The following is a 25583-nucleotide window of genomic DNA, read 5'->3' as shown; positions in this document are numbered from 1 at the left end:
GGGGCGGCGGGCGCCGCGGTCACGCCGCGGAGGTCTCGGCCACCGGCCGGCTGCGCGCCATGAGCCAGACCCCCGCGATCACCATGGGGATTGAGAGGAGCTGGCCCATCGTCGCGCCGCCGAGGAGGAAGCCGAGCTGCAGGTCCGGCTGGCGGAAAAGTTCGCCGATGATGCGGGCCACGCCGTAGCCGGCCAGGAAGGCGCCGGCGGTGAAGCCGGGCCGCGCCCGCAGCCGCGGCGTGCGCACGATCCACTGCAGGATCACCAGCAGGACGAGCCCTTCCAGCGCCGCCTGGTAGAGCTGGGAGGGGTGGCGGGGCTCCGGCCCGACATGGGGGAAGATCATGCCCCAGGGCACGTCCGTGACGCGGCCCCAGAGCTCCCCGTTGATGAAGTTGGCCAGCCGGCCGAGGCCGAGGCCGATCGGCACCACGCTCGTCACCCGGTCCGAGAAGAGGAGGAAGGGGATCCCCCGGCGGTGGCAGAAGAGGGCGAGGGCGATGATCACCCCCGCCGCCCCGCCGTGGAACGACATGCCGCCGTGCCAGAGGTAGAGGACCTCCCAAGGGGCGCTCAGGAGGATGTCCGGCCGGTAGAACAGCACGTAGCCCAGCCGGCCGCCGAGGATGATGCCGAGGGTCGCCCAGGTGACGAAGTCGTCCATCGCCTCCGCCGTGCCGGCCGCCGGCGCCTTCGGGATCAGCCGCCGCGCCACCTGCCAGCCGATGACGATGCCGGCGATGTAGGCCAGGGCGTACCAGCGCACGACGAAGGGCCCGACCGCCAGGGCCACGGGATCGAAGGCGGGGAAGAGGATGGCGGGGATCATCGGTGGCCCGTGCTGCGGGGCGCGGCGGGGCCGGGCCGGGTCGGTTGGAAGGGGGCGGCTCCTGGCCGGGAGCCAGGGGCTGAGAGCGGGTGGGCTGAGAGCGGGTGGGCTGAGAGCGGGCGCCGGGAGCCCGGGGCCGCCGGCCGGCCGCGGTATAGGCCCGATCGGCAAGGGCTGGAATGGCCGGGCGGCCGGTCAGGCGCGGCGCCCCGGCCCTGCTTGCAACCGCCCTTCTTGCAACGGCTCTACTTGCAACTGCACGTCGGCCGCCCCGCGCAGCTGGCCGGGAGGGCCGGGCCCGCCGCGGCGCCGGCAGCACCGCCGGCGGCACCGAGCGCGCTGCCGGTGCCGCTCTGGCCGACGATGCCGCCGGGGCTGGGGATGCCGGGGGCATAGCCGGCGGGGGCGGAGGGCCTGCCCCGGCCGGCGGCGCTGCTCGGGCCGGCCTGGCCGTTGGTGCAGTAGGCCGTGCTCCCCTCCGGGCAGCTGATGCTGCAGGCCGGGCCGCAGAGGCCGGCTGGCTGGGCGCAGAAGTTGCCCGCCCCGAACAGCGGCACGACCGCCGCCGCGCCCGAACCGGACGAGCCGCCGCCCGATGATCCGCTGCCCGATCCGCTGCCCGACGCCCCGCGGCCGGACTGGCCGAAGGGGGAGCCCGTCGTGCCCCCCGATCCCCCGCCTTGCGGCAATGCCCCGGCCGAGGGGGAGATCCGCACGGAGGATCCCGATGAGGGGGAGCCGGACGAGGTCGAGCCGGATGAGGTGGAGCCCCGGGCCGTGCCTCTCGAGGACCCTGTCTCGGTGTTGGAGGAGCCGCTCCCGCTCCGGCCCGGCGTGCGGTCGACGCCCTGCTCGGGCCGGGAACCGAAGTTCTGGGCGAGGGCCGCCCCGCCGAAGGCCGTGCCAAGCAGGACCAGGAGGACCAGCACCTGTCGCCTCATCGCCGCCCCCGATCGCACCTGTCCTGCCCGGTTAGGTAGGCCCCGGCCGGGGGTGCGGCAAGCCGCGCGAAATGCGCGCCGGGGACTACGCCCGGGCGGCCGCCGGGGCCATGTTGTCCGGCATGATGCGCGAGGAGGCAGGGATGCAGGACAGCGGACAGGGCGGCTCGGGCTCCTCCGGGGCGGGCGGTTCCGGACCTTTCGGGGCGGGCGGCTTCGGCAAGGGCTTCGGCGGCTCTTCCGGTGGGCCGTTCGGCGGCGCCGGGCGCGGCAAGTTCTTCGACGACCTGGCGGGCATGGCCGGCGGCGCCTTCTCCGTGCTCAACGGCGCGAAGGCGGAGATCGAGGCCATGGCCCAGGCCCAGGCGGAGGCCTTCATCGCCCGCCTGAACCTCGTCAAGCGCGAGGAGCTGGACGCGGCGCTGGAGGTGGCCCGCCGCGCGCGGGAGGAATCGGAGGCGCTGGCGCTGCGCGTGGCCGCGCTGGAGGCCCGGCTGGACGACATGACGAAGGACGCCCCGCCCGAGCCCGGCGTGCCCCCCCTGGAGGGCACGGGCCCGATCATCGTGTGATCCGATTTACTTCAGCGCGGCCCCCGCCGCGCTGAAGCCTTCGGCCTTGCCGCTGCGTTCGCCATCGCAGTATCAACCAGTTGGGGCTGACCCGGCCGATTCGATACCAGAGGAGGGGGGTCGCCCGTCTCGGGATAGGAGGTGACGCCATGTCAGCCACCCTCGCTGTGAACCGGGACAGGGCCGCCAATCCGCTCGACGTCGTCGAGCAGATCGTGTCGGCCAATGAATGGGCCTTCGATCGCCGCTCCGACGGCGAGATGGCCGCGGAAGCTCCCGGCAAGTGGTGCGACTACGGCCTGCACTTCTCGTGGTCGAACGAGATAAGCGCGATGCACTTCACCTGCGCCTTCGACATGAAGGTGCCGGCCCCGGCGCGGGGCAAGCTGCACGAACTTCTGGCGCTGGCGAACGAGAAGCTCTGGATCGGCCATTTCGGCATCGAGGGCGAGGAGGGCGTGCCCGTCTTCCGCCACGCCGTCCTCCTCCGCGGCGCGCGCAGCGCGAGCGTGGAGAGCCTCGAGGACATGGTGGACATCGCCATCACCGAGTGCGAGCGCTTCTTCCCCGCCTTCCAGTTCGTCCTATGGGGCGGCAAGCCGCCCGCCGAGGCGCTGGCGGCGGCCATGCTGGACTGCGCCGGAGAGGCCTGAACCCCTTGCGGACCCGCCGGAAGGCGGGTTTTTCATAGGGGGCCGCCCGGCCACCGCCGGGCGGCCTCTCAAGGGGTTCCGCCGATGTCCGCAGCACTTCTCCCGCCCGTCCTCCTGGTCGGCTGCGGCAAGATGGGGGGCGCGCTGCTCTCCGGCTGGCTCGCCCGCGGCCTCTCCCGCGCGGTGGTGGTGGAGCCGCACCACGATTCCACCCAGCCCTATGCCGGCCGCCCGGAGGTCATCCTGGCCCCGGACGCGGAGGGCATCCCCACCGGCTTCGTGCCGGATGCCGTGGTTCTGGCCACCAAGCCCCAGCAGGCTGAGGCGGTCCTGCCGGGCCTGCGCCCCTTCGCGCGCGGCGGCGCCCTGTTCGTCTCCATCATGGCGGGCAAGACCCTCTCCGGCCTCGACGCGCTGCTGGAGGGGGCGGCGGTTGTGCGCGCCATGCCCAACACCCCCGCCGCCATCGGCCAGGGCTTCACCGTGGCCTGCGCCGGCCGCCGCTGCTCGGAGGCCCAGAAGACCCTCGCCGACCGCCTGCTGACGGCCACGGGCGAGGTGGCCTGGGTGGAGGCGGAAAGCCTCATCGACCCCGTGACCGCCATCTCCGGCGGCGGCCCCGCCTACGTCTTCCTGCTGGCGGAACTGCTGGAGAAGGCGGGGGTGGAGCAGGGCATCCCCCCCGACCTCGCCCGCCGCATGGCCCGCGCCACCGTCGCCGGCTCCGGCGCGCTACTCGCCCGCAGCAAGGAGGACGCGGCGGTGCTGCGGCAGAACGTCACCTCCCCCAAAGGCACGACGGAACAGGCCCTGGGCGTGCTGATGGCGGAGCATGCCTGGCCCAAGCTGATCCCCGAGGCGATCGAGGCGGCCACGCGGCGGTCCCGCGAGCTGGCGGGCTGATCCTGCGGGTCCGGTCCGTGGCCAGGGAGAGGAAGAAGGAATTCTTCCTCTCCCCGGACCCCTCACCATCATCATCTTCTTCGAGTTGGTCTGATCTCTGCTGACGGTGCGCCTCGGCTCGTGGAGCCGAGGCGACTGCAGGGGCAGGATCGGGGCTGACGGTGAAGGGCCAGCCTCTCCCGTCAGTCCCGCGGCAGCCCGATGCAGGTCCAGGAGGCTCAGCCTCCTGGTGGGGGTTCCAGGGGGCAAGGCCCCCTGGCTCTCCGGCAGTGCAAGGCTGCGGCGCTAACCGCGGGCCCGCAGCCGCAGCACGCTGATCACCGCCCCCAGGAAGGCCATCCCGCAGGCGAGGGTGAGGGCTGTTGTCGGCCCGGCGACGGGCATGCCGGGCATCCAGCCCAGGATGAGGCCGACGAGGGCGGCGCCCGTGGTCTGGCCGAGCAGGCGGGCGGTGGCCAGGAGGCCGCTGGCGCCGCCTGCGCGTTCCGGCGGCGCGGCGCCGACCATGGTGCGGTTGTTCGGGGTTTGGAACAGGCCGAAGCCGAAGCCGGTGAGGGCCATGCGCCAGACGATGTCGGCCGCGTGCGGCTGGGCGGGCAGGAGGGCGAGCAGGCCGAGGCCGGAGGCCATGAGGACCAGCCCGACCCCGCCGAGGAGCCCGGCCGGGAAGCGGTCCATCAGCCGGCCGGAGAGGGGTGCGGCGAGGGCGGTGGCGAGGAACCAGGGCGTGGTGAGCAGGCCGGCCTGGAAGACGGTGAAGCCGTGGCCGTTCTGCAGCAGGAAGGGCAGGCCGGAGAAGGCGAGGGCCTGGGCCATGAAGCTGCAAATGGAGGTGCCGACCGAGAGGGCGAAGACGGGGATGCCCAGCAGGTCCAGCGGCAGGAGCGGGCGCGGGCGCCCGGTTTGGCGGCGCACGAGCCAGGTGCCGGCGATGAGGCCCGCGGCGACGGTGGACAGGGAGGTGAGGCCGGCCCCGCCATGGGCGAGGGAGTCCAGGCCGAGGATGAGCAGGCCGAAGGTGGCGGCGGAGAGGAGGGCGCTGATCCAGTCGAAGCGGTGGCCGCCGCGGGGGGTGTGGGGCAGGGCACGCAGGCCGAGCGCGATGGCGAGGAGGCCGAGCGGCACGTTCACCGCGAAGATCCAGGGCCATTCCGCCACGCCGAGGATGAGGCCCGCCACGGTGGGCCCGGCGGCGGCGGCGGTGGAGACGACCATGGCGTTGAAGCCGAGCCCGCGGGCGAGGTGGGCGCGGGGCTGGATGAAGCGGATGAGGGCGGAGTTCACGCTCATCAGCCCCGCCGCGCCGAAGCCCTGGGCGGCGCGGGCGGCGACGAGCCACTCGAAGCCCTCGGCGGTGGCGCAGGCGAGGGAGGCGAGGGTGAAGAGGACGAGGCCGGAGATGTAGATCCGGCGGTAGCCCACGATCTCCCCCAGCGCGGCCAGGGGCAGGAGGGAGACGGTGACGGCGAGCTGGTAGGCGTTGGTGGCCCAGATGATGTCGGCGGGGGCGACGTTCAGGGCGCGGCCGATGGTGGGCAGGGCGGCGGTGCCGATGGTGCCGTCGATGACGGCCATGGTGATGCCCAGCGCCAGCCCCGCCGTGGCCCAGCGGCGGCGCGGGAGGGGCAGGCCGTCGGGTTGGCCGGGGTTGGATTGGCCGGGGTTAGGTTGGCCGGGGTTGGGTGAGGCGGCGGGCGCGGCGGGGTCGGGCTTGCGGGAGGGTTCGGGCGGCAGGGGGCGGTCACTCCGGCAGGGCCGCGGGGCGGCCTTCGCGCCTTCCTGCGCCCGATGGGCGGGTTTGGCTACCCGGGCAGGGGTTGGGTGCCGGCGCTCGGGTGGGGGACTTCGCCAGGGGACTCCGGCGGCATCGGGCCAGGGCCGTCCGCCGACACCGCGGCGCGGGTGCCGCCGCTCATGCGCAGCAGCTCCGCCGCGGTGCTGGGGAAGACGCTGCGGGGGCTGCCGGCGGCGGCCCAGACCTCGGCCTGCGCGAAGAGGGCCTCGTCCACCAGGACCACGGGCGGGGTGAGGTGGCCGACCGGTGCCACGCCGCCGATGGCGAAACCCGTCGCCTCCCGCACCCAGCGGCCCTCCGCCCGGCCGATGGAGAGGCCGGTCAGGGCCGCCACCTTCTCCGGATCCACGCTGTGGGCGCCGCTGGCCACCACCAGCACGGGGCGCGCCGTGCCGTCCGGGGCGGTGCCCCGGAAGATGACGGATTTCGCGATCCCGCCGACCTCGCAGCCCACGGCGCGGGCGGCGTCGGCGGCGCTGCGGGTGCCTTCCGGGAATTCCCGCACGGCGTCCGGGTGGCCTGCCGCGCGCAGGGCTGCCCGCACGCGCGCGACGGAGCCGCCGTCTTTGCCTTCCCCTGCCGACATGACCATATCCCCCGCGTGCACGAGACCCTGACCCTGGCCCCGGCCGCCACAGCCCTCGGAGCGACGGCGGCGGAGCCGCTGGCCCTCTACATCCACTGGCCGTTCTGCGCCGCCAAGTGCCCGTACTGCGACTTCAATTCGCATGTCCGCCCGGCGGTGGACGCGGCGCGCCACGGCCGTGCCCTGGTGGCGGAGCTGGAGCACGAGGCGGGGCGCGCGGGCGGGCGGCGGCTGGGGAGCATCTTCTTCGGCGGCGGCACCCCCTCCCTCATGCCGCCGGAGGCGGTGGCGGCGCTGATCGGGCGCGCGACGGCGCTGTTCGAGCCCGTGGACGGGCTGGAGATCACGCTGGAGGCGAACCCGACGAGCGTGGAGGCGGGGAAGCTGCGCGCCTTCCGGGAGGCGGGGGTGAACCGCCTCTCCCTGGGGGTGCAGGCGCTGGACGCGGCCTCGCTCGGCTTTCTCGGCCGCAACCACTCGGCGAGGGAGGCGATGGCGGCGCTGGAACATGCCCGCGCGACCTTCCCACGCCTCTCCTTCGACCTGATCTACGCTCGCCCTGGCCAGGGCGAGGCGGCGTGGCGGGAGGAGCTGCGCCGGGCGCTCTCGCTGGCGGCCGACCACCTCTCCCTCTACCAGCTGACGGTGGAGCCGGGCACGCGCTTCGCGACCGAGCACGCTCGCGGCGCCTTCCGCCTGCCGGAGGACGACGAGGCCGCCTCCCTCTACGCCGCGACGGTGGAGGAGGCGGCGCGCTTCGGGCTGGAGCCCTACGAGGTCAGCAACTACGCGAAGCCCGGCGCGGAGAGCCGCCACAACCTGGCCTACTGGCGCTACGCCGACTACCTGGGCATCGGGGCCGGGGCGCACCAGCGGCTGACGCTGGACGGCGAGGTGCTGGCGGCGCGGCGCCACCGCGCGCCGGAGATCTGGCTGGAGCGCGTGGAGCGCGACGGCCACGCCCGGGTGGAGGAGGAGGCGCTTACTCCCGTGGAGCGCGGGCGCGAGGCGATGCTGATGGGGCTGCGCCTGGCGGAGGGCATCGACCCCGCCCGCATCGCCGCCCGCAGCGGGCTGGGTTTCGACGCGGTGGTGGACCGCGCGATGCTGGACGCGCTGATGGAGGAAGACTACCTGCGCTGGCTGCCGGACGGGCGGCTGCAGGCCACGATCGAGGGACGGCTGCGGCTGGACGCGATCCTGCCCGTTCTGTTGCGCTGATGGGAGGCGAGACGATGAGCGACACATCCCCCATGGCCGGCGCCATCGCCGCCGCCCAGGCCGCCTTCGCGGCGGACGAGACGATCCGGGACCTGCCCCCCGGCACCGCCGGGCGGCGGGAGCGCATGGCCCGGATCATCCACGAGATCGCGGATGCCTGGGAGGTGGAGCGCGTGGACCTGACGATGGCGCTAACCCAGGCCTCCGTGCGGAAGAACTAAGGTGGCCGGCCGGCAAGGGGGCGCTGCCCCCTTGCATCCCCCGCCAGGGGCCTGAGGCCTCTGGACCCCCATCCGGCTGCCGCCGCTCCGTCCCGAGACGGAGTCTCTGCGAAAAGGGCATGATTTTGCCCTTGCAGTCGCCTCGGATCATCAACCTGGGGCGCACCGTCAGCCGGATAAGGCCAAAAGCCAGAAAAAATGATGGTGAGGGATCCGGGGAGAGGAAGAATTCCTTCTTCCTCTCCCCGGGACAGCGTTACGCCCCCGGCTTATGGACCCGCAGCGGCCCGAAGCTCTGCGCCACCGGCATCACCTGCAGCGTGTTGACGTTCACGCGAGCGGGGCGCGAGGCGACCCAGTGCACGGCGTCCGCGATGTCTTCCGGCGTCAGCGCGTCCGCACCCTGGTAGATGGCGGCGGCGCGGGAATCGTCGCCGTGGAAGCGGACGTTGCTGAGCTCCGTGCCGCCGACGAGGCCGGGCTCGATATCCGTCACGCGCACGGGGGTGCCGTACAGGTCGGCGCGGAGATTGAGGGAGAAGTGGCGCACGAAGGCCTTGGTGGCGCCGTAGACGTTGCCGCCGGGATAGGGCCATTCCCCGGCGGTGGAGCCGATGTTCACCACGTGGCCGCGCCCGCGCTCGATCATGCCGGGCAGCACGGCGCGGGTGAGGTACATCAGCCCCTTCACGTTGGTGTCCACCATCGTGTCCCAGTCGTCGAGGTCCGCCTGCTGCGCGGGTGCCAGGCCGAGGGCGAGGCCGGCGTTGTTCACCAGCACGTCGACGGCCGACCACTCGGCGGGGAGGGAGGCGACCGCCTTTTCCACGGCGGCGCGGTCGCGCACGTCCAGCACGAGGGGCAGCACCTTCTCCGCGCCGATCTCGTCGCGCAGGGCGTCCAGCCGCTCCGCGCGGCGGCCGGCGGCGACGATGCGCGCGCCGTCCTGCGCGAAGCGGCGGGCGATGGCGGCGCCGAAGCCCGCGGTGGCGCCGGTGACGAGGACGATCATGCGGCTTCCCCCGCGTGCAGGCCCTCATGAAGGATGGACCAGAGCTTCGCGGGGGTGGCGGGCATGTCCACATGGGTCACGCCGCGCTCCGCCAGCGCGTCCACGATGGCGTTCATCACGGAGGGCAGGGCGCCGGCGCAGCCCGCCTCGCCGCAGCCCTTGGCGCCGAGCGCGTTGGTGCGGGCGGGCACGGGGTGGCTGGCGAAGCCGAGGAGCGGGGCGTGGACGGCGCGCGGCAGGCCGTAATCCATGTAGGAGCCGGAGAGGAGCTGGCCGTCCTCGCTGTAGGTGGTGACCTCCGTCAGGCACTGGCCGATGCCCTGCACGATGCCGCCATGCGCCTGCCCCGCGACGAGCATGGGGTTCACGATGGTGCCGAAGTCGTTGACGGTGGTGTAGCGCACCACCTCCGCCTCGCCCGTCTCCTCGTCGATCTCCACCTCGGCGACGTGGCAGCCGTTGGGGAAGGCGCTGTCCTCGTACTTGTCGGTGATGGAGACATCGAGGCTCTCGCCGATGCCGCGCGCGGCGGCCGCCAGCTCCAGGATGCCGATGCCGCGGTCCGTGCCGGCGATGGCGAAGCGGCCATCAGAGAACTCGATATCCTCGGCGGAGGCCTCCAGCACCTGCCCGGCGAGCCGGCGGCCCTTCTCGATCACCCCCGTGCTGGCAGTGGAGAGCGCCTGGCCACTGGCCATCATGGAGCGCGAGCCGCCCGTGCCGCCGCCGGCGATGAGCAGGTCGCTGTCGCCCTGCTGCAGGCGGATGCGGTCGAAGGGGATGCCGAGGCGGTCCACCAGCACCTGCGCGAAGGGCGAGGCGTGGCCCTGGCCGTAATCCAGCGTGCCCGTCAGGATCGTCACGCCGCCGTCCTCGTCGAAGCGGATGCCGCCCATCTCCGGGTTCGGCGGCGCCGTCACCTCGAGGTACTGGCCGATGCCGATGCCGCGCAGCTTGCCTCTCCGGCGGCTCTCCGCGCGGCGGGCGGCGAAGCCGTCCCAGTCGGCGGCGGCCAGCGCCTCCTCCAGGATCGCGGGGAAGTCGCCGCTGTCGTAGTGCATGCCGGACGGCGCCTTGTAGGGAATCTCGTCCGCGCGGATGTGGTTGCGGCGGCGCAGCTCCACCCGGTCGATCCCCATCTCCCGCGCGGCGGTGTCGATCAGCCGCTCGATGTAGAGATTGCCCTCCGGCCGGCCGGCACCGCGATAGGGGCCGACGGGGGTGGTGTTGGTGAGCATGCAGCGGGTGGAGACCTCCACCAGCGGCGTGCGGTACACGCCGACGACGTTCTTCACCGTGTTCGTCGTGGCGGGCTGCGTGGTGGCGTTGCTGAGATAGGCGCCGAGGTTCGCGAAGCCCTGGACGCGCAGCGCCAGGAAGTTCCCCTCTGCGTCCAGCGCCAGGGAGAGCTCGAAGTCGTGGTCGCGGCCGTGGCTGTCCGACAGGAAGCTCTCGCTGCGGGAATCCGTCCACTTCACCGGCCGCCCCAGCGTCCGCGCGGCGTGCAGCAGGGCCGGGTACTCGGGATAGACGCTCGCCTTCATGCCGAAGGAGCCGCCGACATTGCCGGTCAGCACGCGCACCCCTTCCTTCTCCACGCGCATGACCTTGGCGACGTTGCCGCGCATGCCGAACACGCCCTGGCTGCCCAGGCGCAGCACGTAGCGCCCCTCCTCATGGGTCGCGAGCGCGGAGCGCGGCTCCATCGGCGAGACGACGACGCGGCTGTTGCGGATGGCCATGCGCGTGACGTGCGCGGCGCCCGCGAAGGCCGCCTCCACCGCCGCCGTGTCGCCGTAGTGGAAGTCCGAGACGATGTTCCCCGGCACGTCCCCGTAGAGCTCCGGCGCGCCCTCGGCCGATGCCTCCCGCGCCTCCGTCACGGCGGGCAGGGGGTCGATGTCCAGCACCACGGCCTCTGCCGCGTCCCGCGCGCCCTTCGCCGTCTCCGCCACCACCATCGCCACGGGGTCGCCGACGAAGCGCACCTTGTCCGTGGTGAGGACGGGCTGCACCGGGACGCGGGCGGGCGACCCGTCGCGGTTTACCTGGGTGATGCCGACCGGCATGGGGCCGATCCCCGCCGCCTCCAGGTCGCGCCCGGTGATCACGGCCAGCACGCCCGGCATCGCCAGGGCCTCCGCCACGTCAATCCCGCGGATCACCCCATGGGCATAGGGGCTGCGCACCATCACGGCATGGGCCTGGCCGGGAAGGGAGAGGTCGTCGCTGTAACGGCCCTCGCCCCGCAGCAGCACCGGGTCCTCCTTGCGGGAGACGGGCTGGCCGATGCCGAACTTCAGCCGCGAGGGATCGATCGGAGCATTCATGCGGGCATCCTGTCGGGCTTGCGGCCGGGGGAACCGGCCCTCGCCCCAAGTTGGGCCGGGATGGTGGGGTGCGGAAGCCCCCCCTCGCGTGCATTCTCCGGAGCACCGGTTCTGCGGGTCCGGTCCGTGGCCAGGGAGAGGAAGAAGGAATTCTTCCTCTCCCCGGACCCCTCTCCATCATCTTCTTCTAGGAGTTGGTCTCTCTCGGCTGACGGTGCGCCTCGGGTCGATGACCCGAGGCGACTGCACGGGGAGTAGAAGGCCCGTCAGGCAGAGACACCGTCTCAGGACGGCGCGGCGGCAGCCAGACGGGGGTCTAGGGGCCTCAGGCCCTTGGCGGGGATCCAAGGGGCAGCGCCCCTTGGGGCCACCCGCCCGCCTATTCCCCTCGCGGCAGCGGATTGCGCCCACGGAACTCGCGGCTGGTGAGGAGGGCGGTGCGGACCTCGTGCAGGGGGCGGCCGACCAAGCCGGTTCCCGCCTCGGAGTCCGGCACGCGGTCCAGCAGCATCCGGAAGAGGAAGGCCACCTCCTCCGGCGTGGCGGGGCGTTCGCGGTCCATCCAGACCTGCGCCTTCTCCTGCAGCAGGCGGGTCAGGCGTTTCCCGCGGTGCTCCGTCTGCATGGTCAGGGACTCGGCCATGATGTGGGGGATGGCGGCTTCCACGCCTTCGGCCAGGTGGTGCTCCGGGCCCTCCCGCCATTCTGCGCCCTCGAAGCCCATCTCGCGGAAGACGCCCGCGTCGAAGGAGGAGCCGCGCTCGCCGATGTAGCGGGCGAAGCAGACTTCCGTCATCACGCGGGCGATGCCGAGCGCGTCGCAGCCCAGGGTCTTCGCCGTGTCCTGAGAGGAGAAGGGGCGGGAGACGGGCAGGGTCTCCATCCAGCGGAAGATCGCGAGGTGGTCGCGGTAGGCGTAGTCGGCGCCTTCCAGGATGCGGTCGTAGGGGAGGAGGAACTCGCAGAGCCGGCGCCAGGCCTCCCGCTTCAGACCGAAGCCCCAGTTGTGCTGCATCCGGACCAGCCAGGCGTAGGGGCCGGTGGGGGCGATGTGGTGGTCGCCATAGGCGGCGAAGTAGCCGATGCGGGGGTCGCGGTCGGACAGGGCGCGCAGCTCGCCCATCATGCGGAGGTAGTCCGGGCCCAGCTCCAGGTCGTCCTCGAAGAAGTAGGCCAGCTCCGCGCCCAGGGCCTCGAAGGCCAGCACCTCGCCGCGGCGGATATTGGCGGCGATGCCGAGGTTGTGCGGGGCGGCGGCGACCTGGCCGCGCGGGAAGTGGCGGCGGAAGGCGGCGATGGAGGCCTGCACCTCCGCGTCCTCCGCGTAGCGCAGGCCGGTGCGGGGGGAGACGGCGCCGTCCTGGACGAGGAAGACCCGGCGCGGGTCCAGCGCCACGCCGCGCTGGCGGAGGAGGGAAGCGCAGACGCGGTCCAGGTAGTCCGGCCGGTTGAGGGCGAAGAGGATTACCGGCACGTCCAGCACGGCGGGCGCCGGGCGGGCGTGCAGCGCGGGCACGGGGGGCGCTTCGCTCAATCCTCTCTCTCTCCGTCGGGCCTCTGTCCGTCGGGCCTAGAGGGCAGCGCGGGGGATGGCAACGGCCAGTGGGTGATCCAGTGGGTGATCCGGCAGCGGGTGGCACGCATATTTCCCGCGTCGATCACAGGGTGGTTCCATGAGCGCCGCCGCCGAGTACGCCGACCGCCTGAACTTCGCCGAGCAGGTCGCCCGCATCGAGCGGGCTCAGGAGGAGACGCGCAAGTTCGTGGCGGAGCAGCACAAGCTGCAGGCCGAGGCTGCAAAGTTCCAGCGCGACACGCGGCTGGCGCCGTGGCTGGCGGGCGGCGCCGTGGCGGGCGGCGTCGTCACCGTGACCACCCTGCTGTTCCGGGCGCTCGGCGTCCTCTCCTGATCTAGCCCTTCCCGATCTCCAGCGCGCGCGCATAGATCTGCCGGCGCGGCAGGCCCGTTGCGGCCGCGACCATCGCCGCCGCGTCGCGCAGCGATTCGCCCCCGGCCAGCGCCGCCCGCAGCCGGGCATCCACCTCCTCCGCCCCGCTCGGCGCATCGGCCTCCGCGGGGCCGACCACCACCACGATCTCGCCCCGCGCGGCGTTCGCGGCGTAGTGCGCGGCCAGGGCCGGCAGGGTGCCGCGCCGCACCTCCTCGAACCGCTTCGTCAGCTCCCGCGCCACCGCCGCCGGCCGGTCCCCGAGGCCTTCCGCCAGGGCGGCGAGGCACTCGGCCAGGCGGTGCGGGGCCTCGAAGAACACCAGGGTGGCGGAGAGGCCGGCGCCTTCCGCCGCGCGCAGCCGGGCGATGGCGTCGCGCCGCGCCCCCTCCTTCGGGGGCAGGAAGCCGTTGAACAGGAAGGGCAGGGGCGGCAGGCCGGAGAGGGTGAGGGCCATCACCGCCGCGTTCGGGCCGGGCACGGCGGAGACGTGCAGCCCCGCCTCCATCGCCGCGCGGGCCAGGCGGTAGCCGGGGTCGCTGACCAGCGGGGTGCCGGCGTCCGAGACGAGGGCGAGGCGGGCGCCGCCGCGCAGGCGCTCCAGCAGCCCCGGCACCTCGGCGGCCTCGTTGTGGTCGTGCAGGGCGCGCAGGGGCGCGCCGATGCCGTGGCGTGCGAGGAGCGGCGCCGTGACGCGCGTGTCCTCGCAGAGGATGAGGTCCGCCGCGCGCAAGGTCACAACCGCGCGGGAGGAGAGGTCCCCCAGGTTGCCGATGGGGGTCGCGACCAGCCATAAACCCGGGGCCAGCGCGGCGGTCGTGCCGCCGGCAGCCGAAGGGGCTTCCCGTGCAACCTCGTCCGTCTCACCGGGTCCCGGCCCCTCACCATCGTCCTGCAAGTGCCTGCCCCCGTGCCGCGTCCCGTGCCGCTTCCCTGGCGCGCCGGCTCGGAACCCTCGCGGCGCTGATGGGTGTTGTGGGGCTGGCCGCCTGCGCCCCGCAACCCCGGCCCGCCCTCTATGGCGGCCCGTCCGGATCGCTCTTCGGCGGCTCCACTGTCGGCTCCGCCCCCTCCGCGCCGGAAGCGCCGACGGCGAAGGTGGCGGTGCTGCTGCCGATGTCCGGGCCGCAGGGCGCTCTCGGGCCGGCCATGATGAACGCCGCCACTCTCGCCCTCTTCGATTCGGGCGTGCGCGGGGTGGAGCTGGTGCCGCGCGACACCACCGGCAGCGCCGGCGGCGCCTCCGAGGCGGTGCGCGGCGCGATCGCGGAGGGCGCCCGCGTGGTGGTCGGGCCGCTGACGGGGGCCGAGACCGCTTCCGCCGCCGGGCAGGCCCGGGCCTCCGGCGTGCCCGTGCTGGCCTTCACCAACGACGTGGAGCAGGGCGGCAACGGGGTGTGGGTGACGGGCGTCACCCCCTCGCAGCAGGTGCGGCGCCTTCTCGCCTCCGCCCGGACGGCGGGAGTGGGGCGCGTCGGCCTCGCCGGGCCGGAAGGGCCCTTCACGCGCCAGCTCGCCGCCGCGCTCCGCAACGCCTCCCGCGAGGCGGGGCTGCCGCCGCCGGTGGTGGTCACCTATCCGAGCGGCGCCTCCCGCAGTCAGGCGGCGGGGCTGGTGGCGCAGCAGGCCGGGACGGAGGGGCTGGGCCTCCTCATCCTCGGGGAGAGCGGGGCGGGGGCGCGGGAAATGGCGGCGGCCCTGGCCGGCGCCGGGCTGCCCGTGCCGCCGCTGCGCCTGGCCGGCACGGTGCTCTGGGCCAATGACGCGACGCTCGCCTCCGAGCCCGCCCTGGCCGGGGCGCTGGTGCCCGGGCCGGACCCGCTGGCGCGCAACGGCTTCGAATCCCGCTACCAGGCCGCCTATGGCGAGCGCCCGCCGCGCCTGGCCGCCACCGCCTACGACGCCACCGCCGCCGCCCTGCGCGGGGTGCGGGGCGGCGACCCCCGCGCCGCGGCGCAGCTTCCGGTCGGGGAGCCGCTGCAGGGCGCGGACGGGACCTTCCGCCTGCTGCCGGACGGGCAGGTGCAGCGCGCCCTGGCGATCTACGCCCTTTCCCCCGGGTCGGAGCCGCGGATGGTGGAGCCCGCCATCCTGCCCGGCGCCGCCGGGTCCTGAGCCCGCGCCCACCCCGGAGGGCCATGCTGCGCGCGGTGACGCTGGTGGGCGGCGTGCCCGCCGCGGCGCTGCTGGTGCTGATGATCGCCGGCTGGGCGGAGCCCCTGCCGGCCTTCCTGGCCATCCTCGCCACCCTCGGCGCTGCCTATGTGTTCGGCCGGGCGTGGCTGGGAACGCTGGCGGGGCTTGAGGCGGACCTGCGGGCCGCGGCGGAGGGCAAGCCCGTGCCGCCGCGCCCGCCCCTGCTGCCCGCCGCCGCGCGGGTGGCCGAATCCGCCGCCCGTCTCTCCCGCGGGCTGGCGGAGCGGGAGGCGCTGCTGCGCCAGCTCCGCCGCACGGATGCCGCCATCATCGACGCCCTGCCCGACCCGCTGCTGGTGCTGGGAGAGGACCGGAAGGTGCTGCGCGCCAACCCGGCCGCGCGCCGCTTCTTCGGCACCGGCGCGGACGGGGTGGCCGATACCGCCTCCGTCCTGCGCCACCCCCGCATCGCCGCCGCGGTGGACGACGCCCTGGCGGAGGGCGAGCCCCAGGCGGCGGAGGTGGTCCTGCCCCTGCCCGTGCAGCAGGACCTCTCAATCCACGCCATCCCGTTGGACCCGCCCCTCTCCGACGGCGGCTGCCTGCTGCTGGTGCTGGCGGACCGCACCCAGGCGCGGGCGGCGGAGCGGATGCGGGCTGATTTCGTGACGAACGCCAGCCACGAGCTGCGGACGCCGCTCGCCTCCATCATCGGCTTCGTGGAGACGCTGCGCGGCCCCGCGAAGGACGACCCCGAGGCGGGCGCCAGCTTCCTCGGCATCATCGCCACCCAGGCGGAACGGATGCGGCGGCTGGTGGAGGACCTGCTCAGCCTCTCCCGCATCGAGATGGCCGAGCACCGCGCCCCCGCCGGCGAGGCCCGGCTGGACGCCCTGGCCCGGGACGAGGCGGCCGCCATGGCCCCCATCCTGGCCGACCGCAACGTGAACCTGGCCCTGGAGCTGACCCCCGCCACCGCCGCCCCCGCCGATGCCGGGGAACTGGCCCAGGTGATCCGGAACCTGCTGGAGAACGCGGTGCGCCACGGGCGGGACGGCGGCACCGTGCGCCTCTCCGTCCGCCGCCTGGCGGCGCCGGAAGGCGCGCTGGCCCCTGGCGTGATGCTGAGCGTAAGCGATGATGGGCCGGGCATCGCGCGGGAACACATCCCCCGCCTGACGGAGCGCTTCTACCGCGTGGATGCCGGGCGCAGCCGCAACGCCGGCGGCACGGGGCTGGGCCTGGCTATTGTGAAGCACATCGTCGGCCACCACCGGGGGCAGCTGCTGATCGACAGCACGGTGGGGCAGGGGACGGTGATGCGGGTGTGGCTGCCGGGGCGGTAGGGGCGCCCGGGTGGCCCCAAGGGGCTCCGCCCCCTGGACCCCCGCCAAGGGCCTGAGGCCCCTGGACCCCCATCTGGCTGCCGCCACGCCTTCCTGACGCGGGATCTCTGCGCAACCGGGTCTATCCTGCCCTTGCAGTCGCCTCGGGTCGTGGACCCGAGGCGCACCGTCAGCCGAACGATTCCAAAGCCTAGAAGAAGATGATGGAGAGGGGTCCGGGGAGAGGAAGAATTCCTTCTTCCTCTCCCTGGCCACGGACCGGACCCGCAGGATCAGGCCACTTCGATCCCCGTGAGCCCCGCGGTCAGGGCTGCCCGCAGGTCGGGCCCGGCCAGGGCGATGCAGCCCTCGGTGGGCGCCAGGTCCGGCCGGGCGAGGTGGAGGAAGATGGCGCTGCCGCGCCCGGGCACCACCGGGTCGTCGTTCCAGCCGAGCACGCCGACGATGTCGTAGATGTGGTCCTGTCGCCAGAGTTCCTCGTGCCTGGCCTCGTGGGGCAGGTTGACCGGGCGGTTGTAGGCGGGGCTGGCGGGGTCGTCGCACCAGCCGTCGTTCGGGCCGATGGGTTCCACGGGCACGGCGCAGCGTGGGGCGGGGCCGCGGTCGGCGCGGTAGAGCACGCGGCGGAGGGGGAGGGTGGCGCGGGGGGTGGCGCCGTCGCCTTCCGCCTTGTCGGCGCGGATGCCGCCGCGGCCGATGGCGCAGCACCAGCGGTCGCGGTTCAGGATGAGGTGGGGGCCGTCCAGGCGGGCGAGGGTCATGCGGCCTTCTATCATTATGCGGTGCCATCATGCGGTGCCGGTCAGGCGGTGCTGGAGCGCATCTGCTCCTGGTAGGCCGCGCGGCCGCGGGCGATGGTTGCGGGGTCGGCGGTCTGGCCCCAGGCGAGGAAGGCGGTGGGCTGGTCCCGCCCGTTCGCGATGGCCTGGAGGGTGCCGACGAAGCCCGTGACCTCCAGCACGGCGGAGGCGACGCCGCCGAGGAAGCCCACCGGCCCGCCGATAGCGGTGCCGACGAGGATGCGGGCGGCGATGGGGGCGGAATTGCCGGTCACGGCCCGGTAGGCGGTGCCGACACCCGGCACGTATTGCAGGGGGTTCAGCGCCTCCAGCAACTCGTCGAAGGTCGTCTCCACGGGCATGGGGGCCGCCTCCTCGCCGAGGAGGGGTGGGCCGCCATCGGGGGCGGGGCGGGCGCCGCCGTAAACGCGGCCGGCGAACATGGCCCATCCCTCCGGGGATGCGGTGTTCGGGACGATGTGGTTCACGGGCACCCCTCTCCGCCTGGGCGGGGCCAGGCGCCGCAAGAGGCGTGCCTAGCCGAGCAGGTGGCCGAAGCGGGCCTTCTTCGTCGCGAGATAGGCGTCGTTCACGCCGTTGGCGGCGAAGAGGTGGGAGACGCGGCCCGTCACCTCGATCCCGCAGGCGGAGAGGCCGGCCACCTTGTCCGGGTTGTTCGTCAGCAGGCGGATGCGGGGCAGGCCCAGGGCCTCCAGCATCGTCGCGGCCACGCGGAAGTCGCGCTCGTCGGCGCCGTAGCCGAGGGCGCGGTTGGCATCCAGCGTGTCCAGCCCGCCATCCTGCAGGGTGTAGGCGCGCAGCTTGTTCACCAGGCCGATGCCCCGCCCCTCCTGCGCGAGGTAGAGCAGCACGCCGCCCGCCGGCTCCGCCGCCATGCGGGCGATGGCGCCGCGCAGCTGCGGGCCGCAGTCGCAGCGCAGGCTGCCCAGCAGGTCGCCGGTGAAGCACTCGGAGTGGATGCGGGCGAGCGGCGCCGCCTCTCCGGCCGACTCTCCCGCCGACTTTCCGGCCGACTTTCTGGCCGCCTCGGGCGTGCCGACGAGGATCGCGAGGTGCTCGATCCCGCCATCGGCGGCGCGGAAGGCGGCGATGCGGGCCTCCGGCGCGTCCTCCAGCGGGACGCGGGCCTCGGCCACGCGGGTGAGGCTGGTGGCGGCGGCGGCCGGGTATCCCAGCACTGCCGGCACGGCGACGGAGAGCAGGCCCAGGCGCGCCCCGGCGGCGGTGGAGGCCGGGGCGGCGACGAGGGCGGGCAGCAGCCGCCCGACCTTGGCCAGGGCGATGGCGACAGGGGAGAGCGCCTGGGCGAAGCCCGGCGCGGGGACGATCTGCGGGACTTCGGGCAGCAGGTCCTCGGCCACCGGATCGGCCAGGCGGCGCAGGGCGGCAGGGTCCAGCAGGGCGGGGGAGAGGCGCAGCGCCACCGGCGCGTCCTCCGCCGCCGCAGCAGGCACGGAACGCGCAAGTATGGGGCGGGCCAGCACGGCGGCCGCGCGGGGGGCGGCGAGGAGCAGCACGGGCGGGGCCAGCGCCGCCCCGGCCAGCTCGGCGAGGCCGCGCGCGCCGACCGTCTCGGCGGCGGCGAGGACGAGCGCCTCTCCGCCGCCTTCCAGCAGCACGGGCGTGCCGCGGCGCAGGTCGGAGACGGCGCGGTGGACCGCCCGCATCGATGCGGCGCGCGAGTCCGGCCCTTCGCCCGGCCGGCCCGGGAAGGACGGCGCCGTGGCCCGTGTTGACGCGTCGGCCATTCCCGATCCCATCCTTGGAGTAACCTATGATAGCCGGTGGTGCCCAGTTCCACAGCCATATGGGATGCCGTCAGGCACAGGAAGGGCCGGTGCCGCCGGGATTCGTCCCGCAACCTCCGCATGCCCGCTCCATCCTGCCCACAGACCCACGAAAAAGAGAGCCGAGACTTGCCGGTTCCGGCCTTATGGCCCCATATCCCGACTTCACGGCTCCGGGATCGCTCCGTTTCATCGGGTGGACCCCAGCTATCAACGGGAGGGTGCATGTCGGACCCCCGTCCGATCCTGATCGTGGACGACGACCCGGCGCTCCGCGCCACGCTGTCCGAGCAATTGGCCGTCGATGGCGAGTTCGCCCCGAGCGAGGCCGCGACGAAGGCCGAGGCCGGGCAGATCCTGCTCGCCGACGGTGCTCGCTTCGATGCCGTGCTGCTCGACATCGGCCTGCCCGATGGCGATGGCCGCGACCTCTGCGCGGAGCTCCGGCGGGCCGGGCTGAAGGTGCCGATCATCATGCTCACCGGCGCGGACGGGGAGCAGGACGTGGTGCGCGGGCTCGATTCGGGCGCGAACGACTACATCGCGAAGCCCTTCCGCATCATGGAGCTGCTGGCCCGCCTGCGCGCCCAGCTGCGCGGCTTCGACAATTCCGAGGACGCGGTTTTCGTCATCGGCCCCTACACCTTCCGCCCCTCGGCCAAGATGCTGCAGGACCCCGGCCGCAACCGCCGGATCCGCCTGACCGAGAAGGAGTGCGCGATCCTGAAGTTCCTCTACCGGGCCGGTGGCCGGCCGGTGGGGCGGCAGATCCTGCTGAACGAGGTGTGGGGCTACAACGCGGCCGTGACGACCCACACGCTGGAGACGCACATATACCGGCTGCGGCAGAAGATCGAGCCGGACCCGGCGACCGCTTCCCTGCTGCTGACCGAGGGCGGCGGGTACCGCCTGGACCCGCAGGCCGGCCGCGCGGCGGCCTGAGGCCGGGGAATCACCGGAGAACGCGAAGGGCCGGAGGGGCGCACCCCTCCGGCCCTTTCTACTTCCGGGGCTTCGCGGGCGCCGGCAGGGCGCCGATGGCCCGCAGGGCCGGGATCAGGATCGGTCGGACCATCGTTGCTGCCCCTCTCTGGATGGGCGACTCAACGGGGGAGTGCCGGGGCGGTTGCCCCAGGGGAGAGGAGAAGGAATGCTCCCCTCCCCTGGACGTCGAAGGCAGTGCCTTCACCCCCTCGTCTTAGAGCCATGCTGCTGACGGTGCGCCTCGGGTCGAGGACCCGAGGCGACTGCGGAGGCAGGATCGGGCCCCCAGGGAGAAGCCCCGTGTCGAAGCGGCGTGGCGGCAGCCGGACGGGGTTCCAAGGGCCTCAGGCCCTTGGCGGGGATCCAAGGGGCGGAGCCCCTTGGGGCCAAACAGATTTCACGTTTCGGTGATGCGCTCGCCCCGTCCCCCGCCTATCCTGCGCGGGATGCGCCGCGCCCTGATCCTCCTTCCCCTCCTCCTGGCCGCCTGCGAGTTGCCGGACATGCCGGAGCTGGGGCGTGCGGCCGAGAACACCCTGCGGGCGAGCGTGTTCCTGCCGCCGATCCAGGACGGGCTGCGGCCGCGCCGGTACGAGGCGCCGAACGGCGCGCTGGACGAGGAGCAGGTGGCCGTGACGAGCGGGCCGACGCTGGTCGTCAGCTACGGGCGGCAGCGCAAGGTGATGACGATGATCCAGGGCCAGGGCGAGCAGCGCATGTGGCGCTCGGACGACGGCACGGTGGTGGCGACGGACGGGGCGCGGGTGGTGGCGACGGCGGGGGTGCAGACGAACCTCTCGGCCACGCGCTTCGACAGCCCGGACCCGCTGGACGACGTGACGGCGCTGATCGAGCGGCCGGCGATGGCGCGGCGGGTGGTGGACCTGGCGCCGGCGCAGCGCGATCCCGGGCGGATGCGCTTCGGCGTCTCGCTGGAGTGCCGGATGCGGGCGGCGCGGGTGCCGGAGGGGCTCTATGTGGAGGAGCGCTGCGGCGGCGGGGCGCGGTTCCTGAACCGCTACTGGGCGGATGCGGAGACGGGGGCCGTGTGGCGGTCCGAGCAGTGGGTGGGGATGGAGGACCGGCCGATGACGATCGAGGTGCTCAGCCCGCCCGCCAACTAAGGCCGGCGCGCCGCACGCGCCAAGCGACGTAGGCAAGCCAGAGGAGCTGCAGGGCGAGAGGGGGGAGCACGACGAGCGGCTTCGCCCAGGGGGGAAGGCCCGGGAAGGACAGCGCCAGCATCGCCTGGAACAGCACGAAGGCGCCGTGCGTCGCGGCCACCCGCCGCACGGACATGCCGCTGCGCTGGGCCATCTGGTAGAGGTGGGTGCGGTGGGGCGCGCTGATCCTCTCCCGCATCAGGGCGCGGCGGATGAGGGTGAAGCCCGTGTCGAAGAGGTGCGCGAAGAGCAGCAGGGGCACGATGAGGAAGGAGAGCTGCTCCGTGTCGAAGCGGGCGCAGGCGACCGCGAGCACGGCGAGGACGAAGCCGAGGAACTGGCTGCCCACGTCGCCCATGAAGATGCGGGCGGGGTGCAGGTTGTAGGGCAGGTAGCCCAGCAGCCCGGCGGTGAGGAACAGCGCGGCGGCGTAGACGAACCAGGCGCCCTGTTCCGCCCCGATGAAGCAGAGGGCGGCGCAGGCGACGAGGAGGGAGCCGGCGACGAGGCCGTCCATCCCGTCCATGAAGTTCACGGCGTTGGTGCAGGCGACGATCCAGAACAGCGTCAGCACCGGGCCGAGAAGGCCGAGGTCGGTCACGCCCACCCAGGGGATGGCGAGGCGGGTGACGACGAGGCCGCTGGCCATGGCGACCAGCGCGGCCCCGGCCTGGGCCGCGAGCTTCACGACGAAGCGGAAATCCTTCAGGTCGTCCAGCAGCGCGACGCCGGCGATGGCGAGGGCGGCGAGGATGGTGCCGATGAATTCCGGCTCCGCGATTCGGGCGAAGCGGGCGGTGCCGTAGAGGACCACCATGCCCGCCACGAAGGCGGCGACGATGCCGAGGCCGCCTCCCTTCGGGGTGGGGACCTTGTGTGCGGTGGCGGCGCGGCGGGCCGGGTCGTCCAGCATGGGGTGGGCGATCATCAATCGCACGATGCCGGCCGAGAGCAGGACGAGCAGGGCGGCGAAGCCGAGATGGGGGAAGAAGGCCTCCGCGCGCATCACGGGGTGATCCGGGCGGCGTCGGGGCTGGCGTAGACGTCGCCGCTGTTGGCGGCGTGGGGCAGGGCCTCGATCCAGGCGCCCATGGCGTCGGCGGTGACGGGGGCGGGGAGGGCGAGCTCCATGCTCTCGCCGAGCGCGGCGTTGAAGCGGTAGGGGCCGAGGGCGGCCAGACGCGCCAGGCACGCCGCCGCCACGTCGCGCTGGATGGTGGTGAACTCGAAGGAGAGGGCGCGGGGGGCGAAGGAGAGGCCGGCCAGGGCCTCCGCCTCGAAGCCCTCCACGTCCAGCTTGATGAAGTCGGGGGTGCCGTGGGCGGCGGCCAGGGCGTCCAGCGTGGTCACCGGGCGGGGGATGGTGCGGTCCCACCTCTGGTCTTCCCAGCCCGCCGCGCCGTCGGCGGCGGCCACGAAGGCGTCGGAGGCGGTGGCGACGGTGGGGTTGCGCGTGTTCAGGCGCAGCACCGCCTCGCCCGGCGCGGCGCCGACGAGGGCGGGGATGATCGCGACGCCGGGATCATCGCGGAAGCAACGGCGCAGCAGGCGGGCCAGGGCGGGCTGGGGCTCCACCGCCACGGCGCGGGCGCCGAGGCGGCGGAAGCCGGCCGTGCGGTCGCCGACATGGGCGCCGATGTCGAAGCCGAGATCGCCGGGGGAGAGGAAGCGGGACTGGAAGGCGTCCAGCGCGGCCTCGCGCCCCGGCGCGTAGTAGGTCTGAACGGATTGGCGCAGGGGGCTGGCGCGCCTCATGGCGAGACGACCACGGCGCGCCTCATGGCGCGAAGATCAGCGCGCAGCCCGCGGCTTCCGCCTGCGGCACCATCAGCCCGGTGGGGGTTTCCAGGTGCAGCACGCCGGAGAGGGCCTGTCGCGCGCGGTCGGGGCTCTCCACGCCCAGCACCATCGCGGCCACGGCGGGCAGGGGCGGGAGGACGAGGCCGGGGAGGAGGGCGGCGGCGGTGCCGGGGTCCAGCACGCGCACGCGGGCGCCGTCCGGCAGGGGCAGGGCGAAGCCGCCGGCGGGGTCGGGCTCCAGCGGCAGGCCGGAGAGGCGGGAGAGGCGGGCGGCGCTCTCGGCCGGGCGGTCGGCGACGACGATCGCGGCGCGGAGTTCGGTGGCGCCGTTGGGGTGCTCCATCCAGCGGGGCTGCCAGATGGCCTCCGGCGTCAGGTGCCGCACGAGCTGGACGCGGCCCTCCGGCGCATCCGGCAGGGGCAGGCGCTCGAAGCGGGCGATCGGGCCGCCGGGCTCCACGGGGCGGGAGAGGGGGGAGATGCCGGGGATGTCCAGCCCGGCGCGGCGGAGGCGGGCGAGGTTGCCCTCCGAATCCGCCATGCCCAGTGCCAGGATGCGCGCGCCCTCGAACACATCGAGCAGCGCGCCCAGGCCGTTATCGGGCAGGGCGGGATCGACGATCGCCAGCAGCTCGATGTAGCCCCGGCGCAGCATGGCGCAGCGGTTGGCGGTGCCCAGCGGCCCGTCGCCGCGCGACTGCCGGGCGACGGGGGTGAGGGCGAAGCCCAGCCGCTCATAGGCGCCCCAGAGCGCCGCGGCGTCGCGCGAGCAGACGCCGACATGGTCCAGGCCGTTGGAGGAGGCCATCAGGCGGCCCCCCTCAAGCAGCCGGCCCGGCCTCGTAGTGGGCGAGCTGCCACTCCTTCGGCTCCTGCGCCGCCTCGTCGTACCAGCGCGCCACCAGCGGGTGGGCGCGGAGGGCGGCCATGTAGGCGCGGCCGCGCGGGGAGACGGCGGGGGCGTAGGTGATGAGGCGCGCGACCACGGGGGCGTACATGCAGTCCGCGACGCCCATCGCCGCGCCGTGCAGGAAGGGGCCGCCGCTGGCGTCCAGGCACTGCGCCCAGATCGTCTCGATGCGGGCGATGTCGGCCAGCGCGTCCGGCGTGCCGCCGCGGCCGGGGAAGCTGCCGCCGAGGTTCATCGGCATGGCCTGGCGCAGTCCGCGGAAGCCCGCGTGCATCTCGCTGGCGGCGCTGCGGAGGAGGGCGCGCAGGACGCGGTCCCCCGGCCACAGGCCCTCTCTGCCCGACGCTTGGGCGATCTCCGCGCAGTACTCGCAGATCGCGAGGCTTTCCCAGACCCGCGCGCCGTCGTGTTCCAGGTAGGGCACGAGGCCGGCGGGGGTGGCCTGCTTGATGGCGGTGGTGCCGCCGCCGCCGGCGAGCGGGATCAGCACCTCCTCCACCTCCAGCCCGGCGAGGTGCACGGCGAGCCAGCCGCGCAGCGACCAGGAGGAGTAGCGCTTCGTGCCGATGAAGAGCTTGCCGCCTGCCCCTTGCGTCTCAGCCATGGACGGGGACCCCCTTGGAGGTGGAGTACTCGAAGTGCAGCGCCTCACCCGGATGCACGCGCGGGTGGATGGCGTGGGCGGTCATGGCGGCCTCCGAGAAGCCCTGCAGGATGAGCTTCAGCTTGCCGGGGTAGGTCGCCACGTCGCCGATGGCGTAGATGCCGGGGCGGGAGGTCTCGCAGGTGGCGGGCGTCACCGACACGTGGCTGCGGTCCATCCCCAGCCCCCACTCCGCGATGGGGCCGAGCTCCATGGAGAGGCCGAAGAAGGCGAGGAGGTGGTCCGCCTCCACGTCGCGCTCCTCGCCCTTCAGGGTCGCGAGCGTCACGTGGGTGAGCTTGCTGCCGTCGCCCTTCAGCGCGTGCAGCTGGTAGGGGATGGCCATCTCCAGCTCGCCGCGGGCGGCGGCGGCCTCCATCTGGGCGGCGGTCTCGGGGGCGGCGCGGAACTTCGGGCGGCGGTGCACCACCGTGACCTTCGCCGCGATCTCCTTGAGGGACAGGGCCCAGTCCACGGCGGAATCGCCGCCGCCGGCGATCACCACCTTCTTGCCCCGGAAGTCCTCCCGCCGGGCCACCATGTAGCGGACGGCCCCCGACGCCTCGTACTGCGGCAGGTCCTCCAGCGGCGGGCGGTTGGGGCCGAAGGCGCCGGCGCCGGCGGCGAGGATCACCGCCTTGGCGCGCACGCTGTCGCCCTCGCTGGTGCCGAGAACGAAGCTGCCATCCTCCTCCAGCAGCCGCTCCACGCGCCGGCCCATGAGGTAGATGGGGGCGAAGGGCTGGGCCTGGGTCTCCAGCTCGCGGATCAGGTCGCCGCCGGCGATGCGGGGATGGGCGGGGATGTCGAAGATCGGCTTCTCCGGGTAGAGGGCCGAGCACTGGCCGCCGATGGCTTCCAGCGCGTCGATCACCACGCATTTCATCCGGAGCATGCCGCACTCGAACACGGCGAAGAGCCCGGCGGGGCCGGCGCCGATGATGGCGACGTCGGTCTCGATATGCGCGGTCATGGCGTCGGCACGTCCCCCGATGGCGATGA

26 protein-coding genes are annotated in these 25583 nt (G+C 73.9%); 10 read left to right on the top strand and 16 right to left on the bottom strand.

Translation table 11 applies throughout. The annotated features are described in order from the left end of the window. Positions 1 to 19: 19 nt before the first annotated feature. Positions 20 to 829, bottom strand: a complete 810-nt coding sequence (gene lgt / locus VQH23_RS03715; RefSeq protein ID WP_338664272.1) for a prolipoprotein diacylglyceryl transferase — start codon at positions 827 to 829, stop codon at positions 20 to 22. Between the two features lie 245 nt (positions 830 to 1074). Beyond that, on the bottom strand, positions 1075 to 1386 hold the full coding sequence (locus VQH23_RS03710; RefSeq protein ID WP_338664271.1) for a hypothetical protein: 312 nt from the start codon (positions 1384 to 1386) through the stop codon (positions 1075 to 1077). A 527-nt stretch (positions 1387 to 1913) separates the two neighbouring features. Here VQH23_RS03710 and VQH23_RS03705 point away from each other — a divergent pair. The 3 genes from VQH23_RS03705 to proC all read left to right on the top strand — a co-directional run bounded on the left by VQH23_RS03705 (position 1914) and on the right by proC (position 3898). Next, the gene (locus tag VQH23_RS03705) at positions 1914 to 2342 is read left to right on the top strand and encodes an accessory factor UbiK family protein (protein ID WP_338664270.1); all 429 of its coding nucleotides are present in this window, start codon (positions 1914 to 1916) and stop codon (positions 2340 to 2342) included. Positions 2343 to 2491: 149 nt separating this feature from the next. Beyond that, positions 2492 to 2995 (top strand): YbjN domain-containing protein, encoded by a 504-nt coding sequence (locus VQH23_RS03700; protein ID WP_338664269.1) that lies wholly within the window; start codon positions 2492 to 2494, stop codon positions 2993 to 2995. 84 nt (positions 2996 to 3079) lie between these two features. Further along, positions 3080 to 3898, top strand: a complete 819-nt coding sequence (gene proC / locus VQH23_RS03695) for a pyrroline-5-carboxylate reductase (protein ID WP_338664268.1) — start codon at positions 3080 to 3082, stop codon at positions 3896 to 3898. A gap of 285 nt (positions 3899 to 4183) precedes the next feature. Here proC and VQH23_RS03690 read toward each other — a convergent pair whose 3' ends face one another. Both VQH23_RS03690 and VQH23_RS03685 read right to left on the bottom strand, forming a co-directional pair. Continuing rightward, positions 4184 to 5473: an MFS transporter gene (locus tag VQH23_RS03690; protein WP_408904282.1), complete on the bottom strand. Its 1290-nt coding sequence runs from the start codon at positions 5471 to 5473 to the stop codon at positions 4184 to 4186. A 227-nt stretch (positions 5474 to 5700) separates the two neighbouring features. Further along, positions 5701 to 6279 carry a YbaK/EbsC family protein gene (locus VQH23_RS03685; protein ID WP_338664267.1) on the bottom strand — a complete coding sequence of 193 codons (579 nt, stop codon included), beginning with the start codon at positions 6277 to 6279 and terminating at the stop codon, positions 5701 to 5703. Between the two features lie 15 nt (positions 6280 to 6294). Here VQH23_RS03685 and hemW point away from each other — a divergent pair, with 15 nt between their 5' ends. Together hemW and VQH23_RS03675 are read left to right on the top strand one after the other, a co-directional pair. Then, on the top strand, positions 6295 to 7500 hold the full coding sequence (gene hemW, locus VQH23_RS03680; protein ID WP_338664266.1) for a radical SAM family heme chaperone HemW: 1206 nt from the start codon (positions 6295 to 6297) through the stop codon (positions 7498 to 7500). Positions 7501 to 7514: 14 nt separating this feature from the next. Then, complete coding sequence (locus tag VQH23_RS03675) at positions 7515 to 7721, top strand: hypothetical protein (protein ID WP_338664265.1); 207 nt, start codon at positions 7515 to 7517, stop codon at positions 7719 to 7721. Positions 7722 to 7977: 256 nt separating this feature from the next. Here the strand turns inward: VQH23_RS03675 and ydfG are convergent, their stop codons facing one another. The 3 genes from ydfG to VQH23_RS03660 all read right to left on the bottom strand — a co-directional run bounded on the left by ydfG (position 7978) and on the right by VQH23_RS03660 (position 12597). After that, on the bottom strand, positions 7978 to 8733 hold the full coding sequence (gene ydfG / locus VQH23_RS03670; protein WP_338664264.1) for a bifunctional NADP-dependent 3-hydroxy acid dehydrogenase/3-hydroxypropionate dehydrogenase YdfG: 756 nt from the start codon (positions 8731 to 8733) through the stop codon (positions 7978 to 7980). Beyond that, positions 8730 to 11063 (bottom strand): xanthine dehydrogenase family protein molybdopterin-binding subunit, encoded by a 2334-nt coding sequence (locus VQH23_RS03665; RefSeq protein ID WP_338664263.1) that lies wholly within the window; start codon positions 11061 to 11063, stop codon positions 8730 to 8732. The genes ydfG and VQH23_RS03665 overlap by 4 nt, the downstream gene beginning before the upstream one ends. A 379-nt stretch (positions 11064 to 11442) precedes the next feature. Further along, complete coding sequence (locus tag VQH23_RS03660) at positions 11443 to 12597, bottom strand: hypothetical protein (RefSeq protein WP_338664262.1); 1155 nt, start codon at positions 12595 to 12597, stop codon at positions 11443 to 11445. Between the two features lie 139 nt (positions 12598 to 12736). Here VQH23_RS03660 and VQH23_RS03655 point away from each other — a divergent pair, with 139 nt between their 5' ends. Next, positions 12737 to 12973 (top strand): hypothetical protein, encoded by a 237-nt coding sequence (locus VQH23_RS03655; RefSeq protein WP_338664261.1) that lies wholly within the window; start codon positions 12737 to 12739, stop codon positions 12971 to 12973. Position 12974: 1 nt separating this feature from the next. On the opposite strand, the gene rsmI is transcribed toward VQH23_RS03655, so the two are convergent. Then, positions 12975 to 13910, bottom strand: coding sequence for a 16S rRNA (cytidine(1402)-2'-O)-methyltransferase (gene rsmI / locus VQH23_RS03650; protein ID WP_408904281.1), 936 nt, complete (start codon positions 13908 to 13910; stop codon positions 12975 to 12977). 68 nt (positions 13911 to 13978) lie between these two features. On the opposite strand from rsmI, the gene VQH23_RS03645 reads away from it, so the two are divergent. Together VQH23_RS03645 and VQH23_RS03640 are read left to right on the top strand one after the other, a co-directional pair. Next, the gene (locus VQH23_RS03645; RefSeq protein ID WP_338664260.1) at positions 13979 to 15127 is read left to right on the top strand and encodes a penicillin-binding protein activator; all 1149 of its coding nucleotides are present in this window, start codon (positions 13979 to 13981) and stop codon (positions 15125 to 15127) included. A gap of 23 nt (positions 15128 to 15150) precedes the next feature. Beyond that, positions 15151 to 16494, top strand: a complete 1344-nt coding sequence (locus VQH23_RS03640) for an ATP-binding protein (RefSeq protein WP_338664258.1) — start codon at positions 15151 to 15153, stop codon at positions 16492 to 16494. Between the two features lie 272 nt (positions 16495 to 16766). Here VQH23_RS03640 and VQH23_RS03635 read toward each other — a convergent pair whose 3' ends face one another. From VQH23_RS03635 to VQH23_RS03625, 3 genes are read right to left on the bottom strand one after another with little or no spacing between them, the layout of a single operon-like run. Beyond that, positions 16767 to 17255 (bottom strand): L,D-transpeptidase family protein, encoded by a 489-nt coding sequence (locus VQH23_RS03635; protein ID WP_338664257.1) that lies wholly within the window; start codon positions 17253 to 17255, stop codon positions 16767 to 16769. 41 nt (positions 17256 to 17296) lie between these two features. After that, positions 17297 to 17761 carry a hypothetical protein gene (locus tag VQH23_RS03630; protein ID WP_338664256.1) on the bottom strand — a complete coding sequence of 155 codons (465 nt, stop codon included), beginning with the start codon at positions 17759 to 17761 and terminating at the stop codon, positions 17297 to 17299. A gap of 48 nt (positions 17762 to 17809) precedes the next feature. Further along, on the bottom strand, positions 17810 to 18961 hold the full coding sequence (locus VQH23_RS03625; protein WP_338666046.1) for a GTP cyclohydrolase II: 1152 nt from the start codon (positions 18959 to 18961) through the stop codon (positions 17810 to 17812). 345 nt (positions 18962 to 19306) lie between these two features. Between VQH23_RS03625 and VQH23_RS03620 the strand changes: the two genes are divergently transcribed. Both VQH23_RS03620 and VQH23_RS03615 read left to right on the top strand, forming a co-directional pair. Continuing rightward, on the top strand, positions 19307 to 20023 hold the full coding sequence (locus tag VQH23_RS03620) for a response regulator transcription factor (protein WP_338664255.1): 717 nt from the start codon (positions 19307 to 19309) through the stop codon (positions 20021 to 20023). 488 nt (positions 20024 to 20511) lie between these two features. Next, positions 20512 to 21189 carry a YjbF family lipoprotein gene (locus VQH23_RS03615; RefSeq protein ID WP_338664254.1) on the top strand — a complete coding sequence of 226 codons (678 nt, stop codon included), beginning with the start codon at positions 20512 to 20514 and terminating at the stop codon, positions 21187 to 21189. On the opposite strand, the gene VQH23_RS03610 is transcribed toward VQH23_RS03615, so the two are convergent. Genes VQH23_RS03610 through VQH23_RS03590 form a run of 5 tightly spaced genes read right to left on the bottom strand, consistent with a single transcriptional unit; the run spans position 21170 to position 25554 of the window. Beyond that, on the bottom strand, positions 21170 to 22234 hold the full coding sequence (locus VQH23_RS03610) for an MraY family glycosyltransferase (protein ID WP_338664253.1): 1065 nt from the start codon (positions 22232 to 22234) through the stop codon (positions 21170 to 21172). The genes VQH23_RS03615 and VQH23_RS03610 overlap by 20 nt on opposite strands. Next, positions 22234 to 22983 (bottom strand): FkbM family methyltransferase, encoded by a 750-nt coding sequence (locus VQH23_RS03605; protein WP_338664252.1) that lies wholly within the window; start codon positions 22981 to 22983, stop codon positions 22234 to 22236. The genes VQH23_RS03610 and VQH23_RS03605 overlap by 1 nt, the downstream gene beginning before the upstream one ends. A 22-nt stretch (positions 22984 to 23005) precedes the next feature. Continuing rightward, positions 23006 to 23836 carry a VOC family protein gene (locus VQH23_RS03600; RefSeq protein ID WP_338664251.1) on the bottom strand — a complete coding sequence of 277 codons (831 nt, stop codon included), beginning with the start codon at positions 23834 to 23836 and terminating at the stop codon, positions 23006 to 23008. Positions 23837 to 23849: 13 nt separating this feature from the next. Beyond that, a complete protein-coding gene (locus tag VQH23_RS03595) occupies positions 23850 to 24542 on the bottom strand; it encodes a glutathione S-transferase family protein (RefSeq protein WP_338664250.1) in 693 nt (230 codons plus the stop codon). Further along, positions 24535 to 25554: an NAD(P)/FAD-dependent oxidoreductase gene (locus VQH23_RS03590; protein WP_338664249.1), complete on the bottom strand. Its 1020-nt coding sequence runs from the start codon at positions 25552 to 25554 to the stop codon at positions 24535 to 24537. The genes VQH23_RS03595 and VQH23_RS03590 overlap by 8 nt, the downstream gene beginning before the upstream one ends. Positions 25555 to 25583 lie beyond the last annotated feature (29 nt).

This window comes from Pararoseomonas sp. SCSIO 73927, assembly GCF_037040815.1.
Lineage (GTDB): Bacteria > Pseudomonadota > Alphaproteobacteria > Acetobacterales > Acetobacteraceae > Roseomonas.
The sequence above is the reverse complement of the archived record's forward strand: the minus strand, read 5'-3'. Positions and strand labels throughout refer to the sequence as shown.

Bases quoted from the DNA above. Each gene is read 5' to 3' on its own strand.
- VQH23_RS03595 (WP_338664250.1), bottom strand. From the start codon at position 24,542: ATGGCTGAGACGCAAGGGGCAGGCGGCAAGCTCTTCATCGGCACGAAG.
- VQH23_RS03655 (WP_338664261.1), top strand. From the start codon at position 12,737: ATGAGCGCCGCCGCCGAGTACGCCGACCGCCTGAACTTCGCCGAGCAG.
- VQH23_RS03675 (WP_338664265.1), top strand. From the start codon at position 7,515: ATGAGCGACACATCCCCCATGGCCGGCGCCATCGCCGCCGCCCAGGCC.
- VQH23_RS03665 (WP_338664263.1), bottom strand. From the start codon at position 11,063: ATGAATGCTCCGATCGATCCCTCGCGGCTGAAGTTCGGCATCGGCCAG.
- VQH23_RS03645 (WP_338664260.1), top strand. From the start codon at position 13,979: ATGGGTGTTGTGGGGCTGGCCGCCTGCGCCCCGCAACCCCGGCCCGCC.
- VQH23_RS03600 (WP_338664251.1), bottom strand. From the start codon at position 23,836: ATGGCCTCCTCCAACGGCCTGGACCATGTCGGCGTCTGCTCGCGCGAC.
- VQH23_RS03705 (WP_338664270.1), top strand. From the start codon at position 1,914: ATGCAGGACAGCGGACAGGGCGGCTCGGGCTCCTCCGGGGCGGGCGGT.
- VQH23_RS03685 (WP_338664267.1), bottom strand. From the start codon at position 6,279: ATGTCGGCAGGGGAAGGCAAAGACGGCGGCTCCGTCGCGCGCGTGCGG.
- lgt (WP_338664272.1), bottom strand. From the start codon at position 829: ATGATCCCCGCCATCCTCTTCCCCGCCTTCGATCCCGTGGCCCTGGCG.
- VQH23_RS03625 (WP_338666046.1), bottom strand. From the start codon at position 18,961: ATGCGGGCGGTCCACCGCGCCGTCTCCGACCTGCGCCGCGGCACGCCC.
- VQH23_RS03605 (WP_338664252.1), bottom strand. From the start codon at position 22,983: ATGAGGCGCGCCAGCCCCCTGCGCCAATCCGTTCAGACCTACTACGCG.
- VQH23_RS03690 (WP_408904282.1), bottom strand. From the start codon at position 5,473: ATGGCCGTCATCGACGGCACCATCGGCACCGCCGCCCTGCCCACCATC.
- VQH23_RS03635 (WP_338664257.1), bottom strand. From the start codon at position 17,255: ATGACCCTCGCCCGCCTGGACGGCCCCCACCTCATCCTGAACCGCGAC.
- VQH23_RS03620 (WP_338664255.1), top strand. From the start codon at position 19,307: ATGTCGGACCCCCGTCCGATCCTGATCGTGGACGACGACCCGGCGCTC.
- proC (WP_338664268.1), top strand. From the start codon at position 3,080: ATGTCCGCAGCACTTCTCCCGCCCGTCCTCCTGGTCGGCTGCGGCAAG.
- VQH23_RS03700 (WP_338664269.1), top strand. From the start codon at position 2,492: ATGTCAGCCACCCTCGCTGTGAACCGGGACAGGGCCGCCAATCCGCTC.
- ydfG (WP_338664264.1), bottom strand. From the start codon at position 8,733: ATGATCGTCCTCGTCACCGGCGCCACCGCGGGCTTCGGCGCCGCCATC.
- VQH23_RS03615 (WP_338664254.1), top strand. From the start codon at position 20,512: ATGCGCCGCGCCCTGATCCTCCTTCCCCTCCTCCTGGCCGCCTGCGAG.
- VQH23_RS03640 (WP_338664258.1), top strand. From the start codon at position 15,151: ATGCTGCGCGCGGTGACGCTGGTGGGCGGCGTGCCCGCCGCGGCGCTG.
- VQH23_RS03610 (WP_338664253.1), bottom strand. From the start codon at position 22,234: ATGCGCGCGGAGGCCTTCTTCCCCCATCTCGGCTTCGCCGCCCTGCTC.
- VQH23_RS03590 (WP_338664249.1), bottom strand. From the start codon at position 25,554: ATGACCGCGCATATCGAGACCGACGTCGCCATCATCGGCGCCGGCCCC.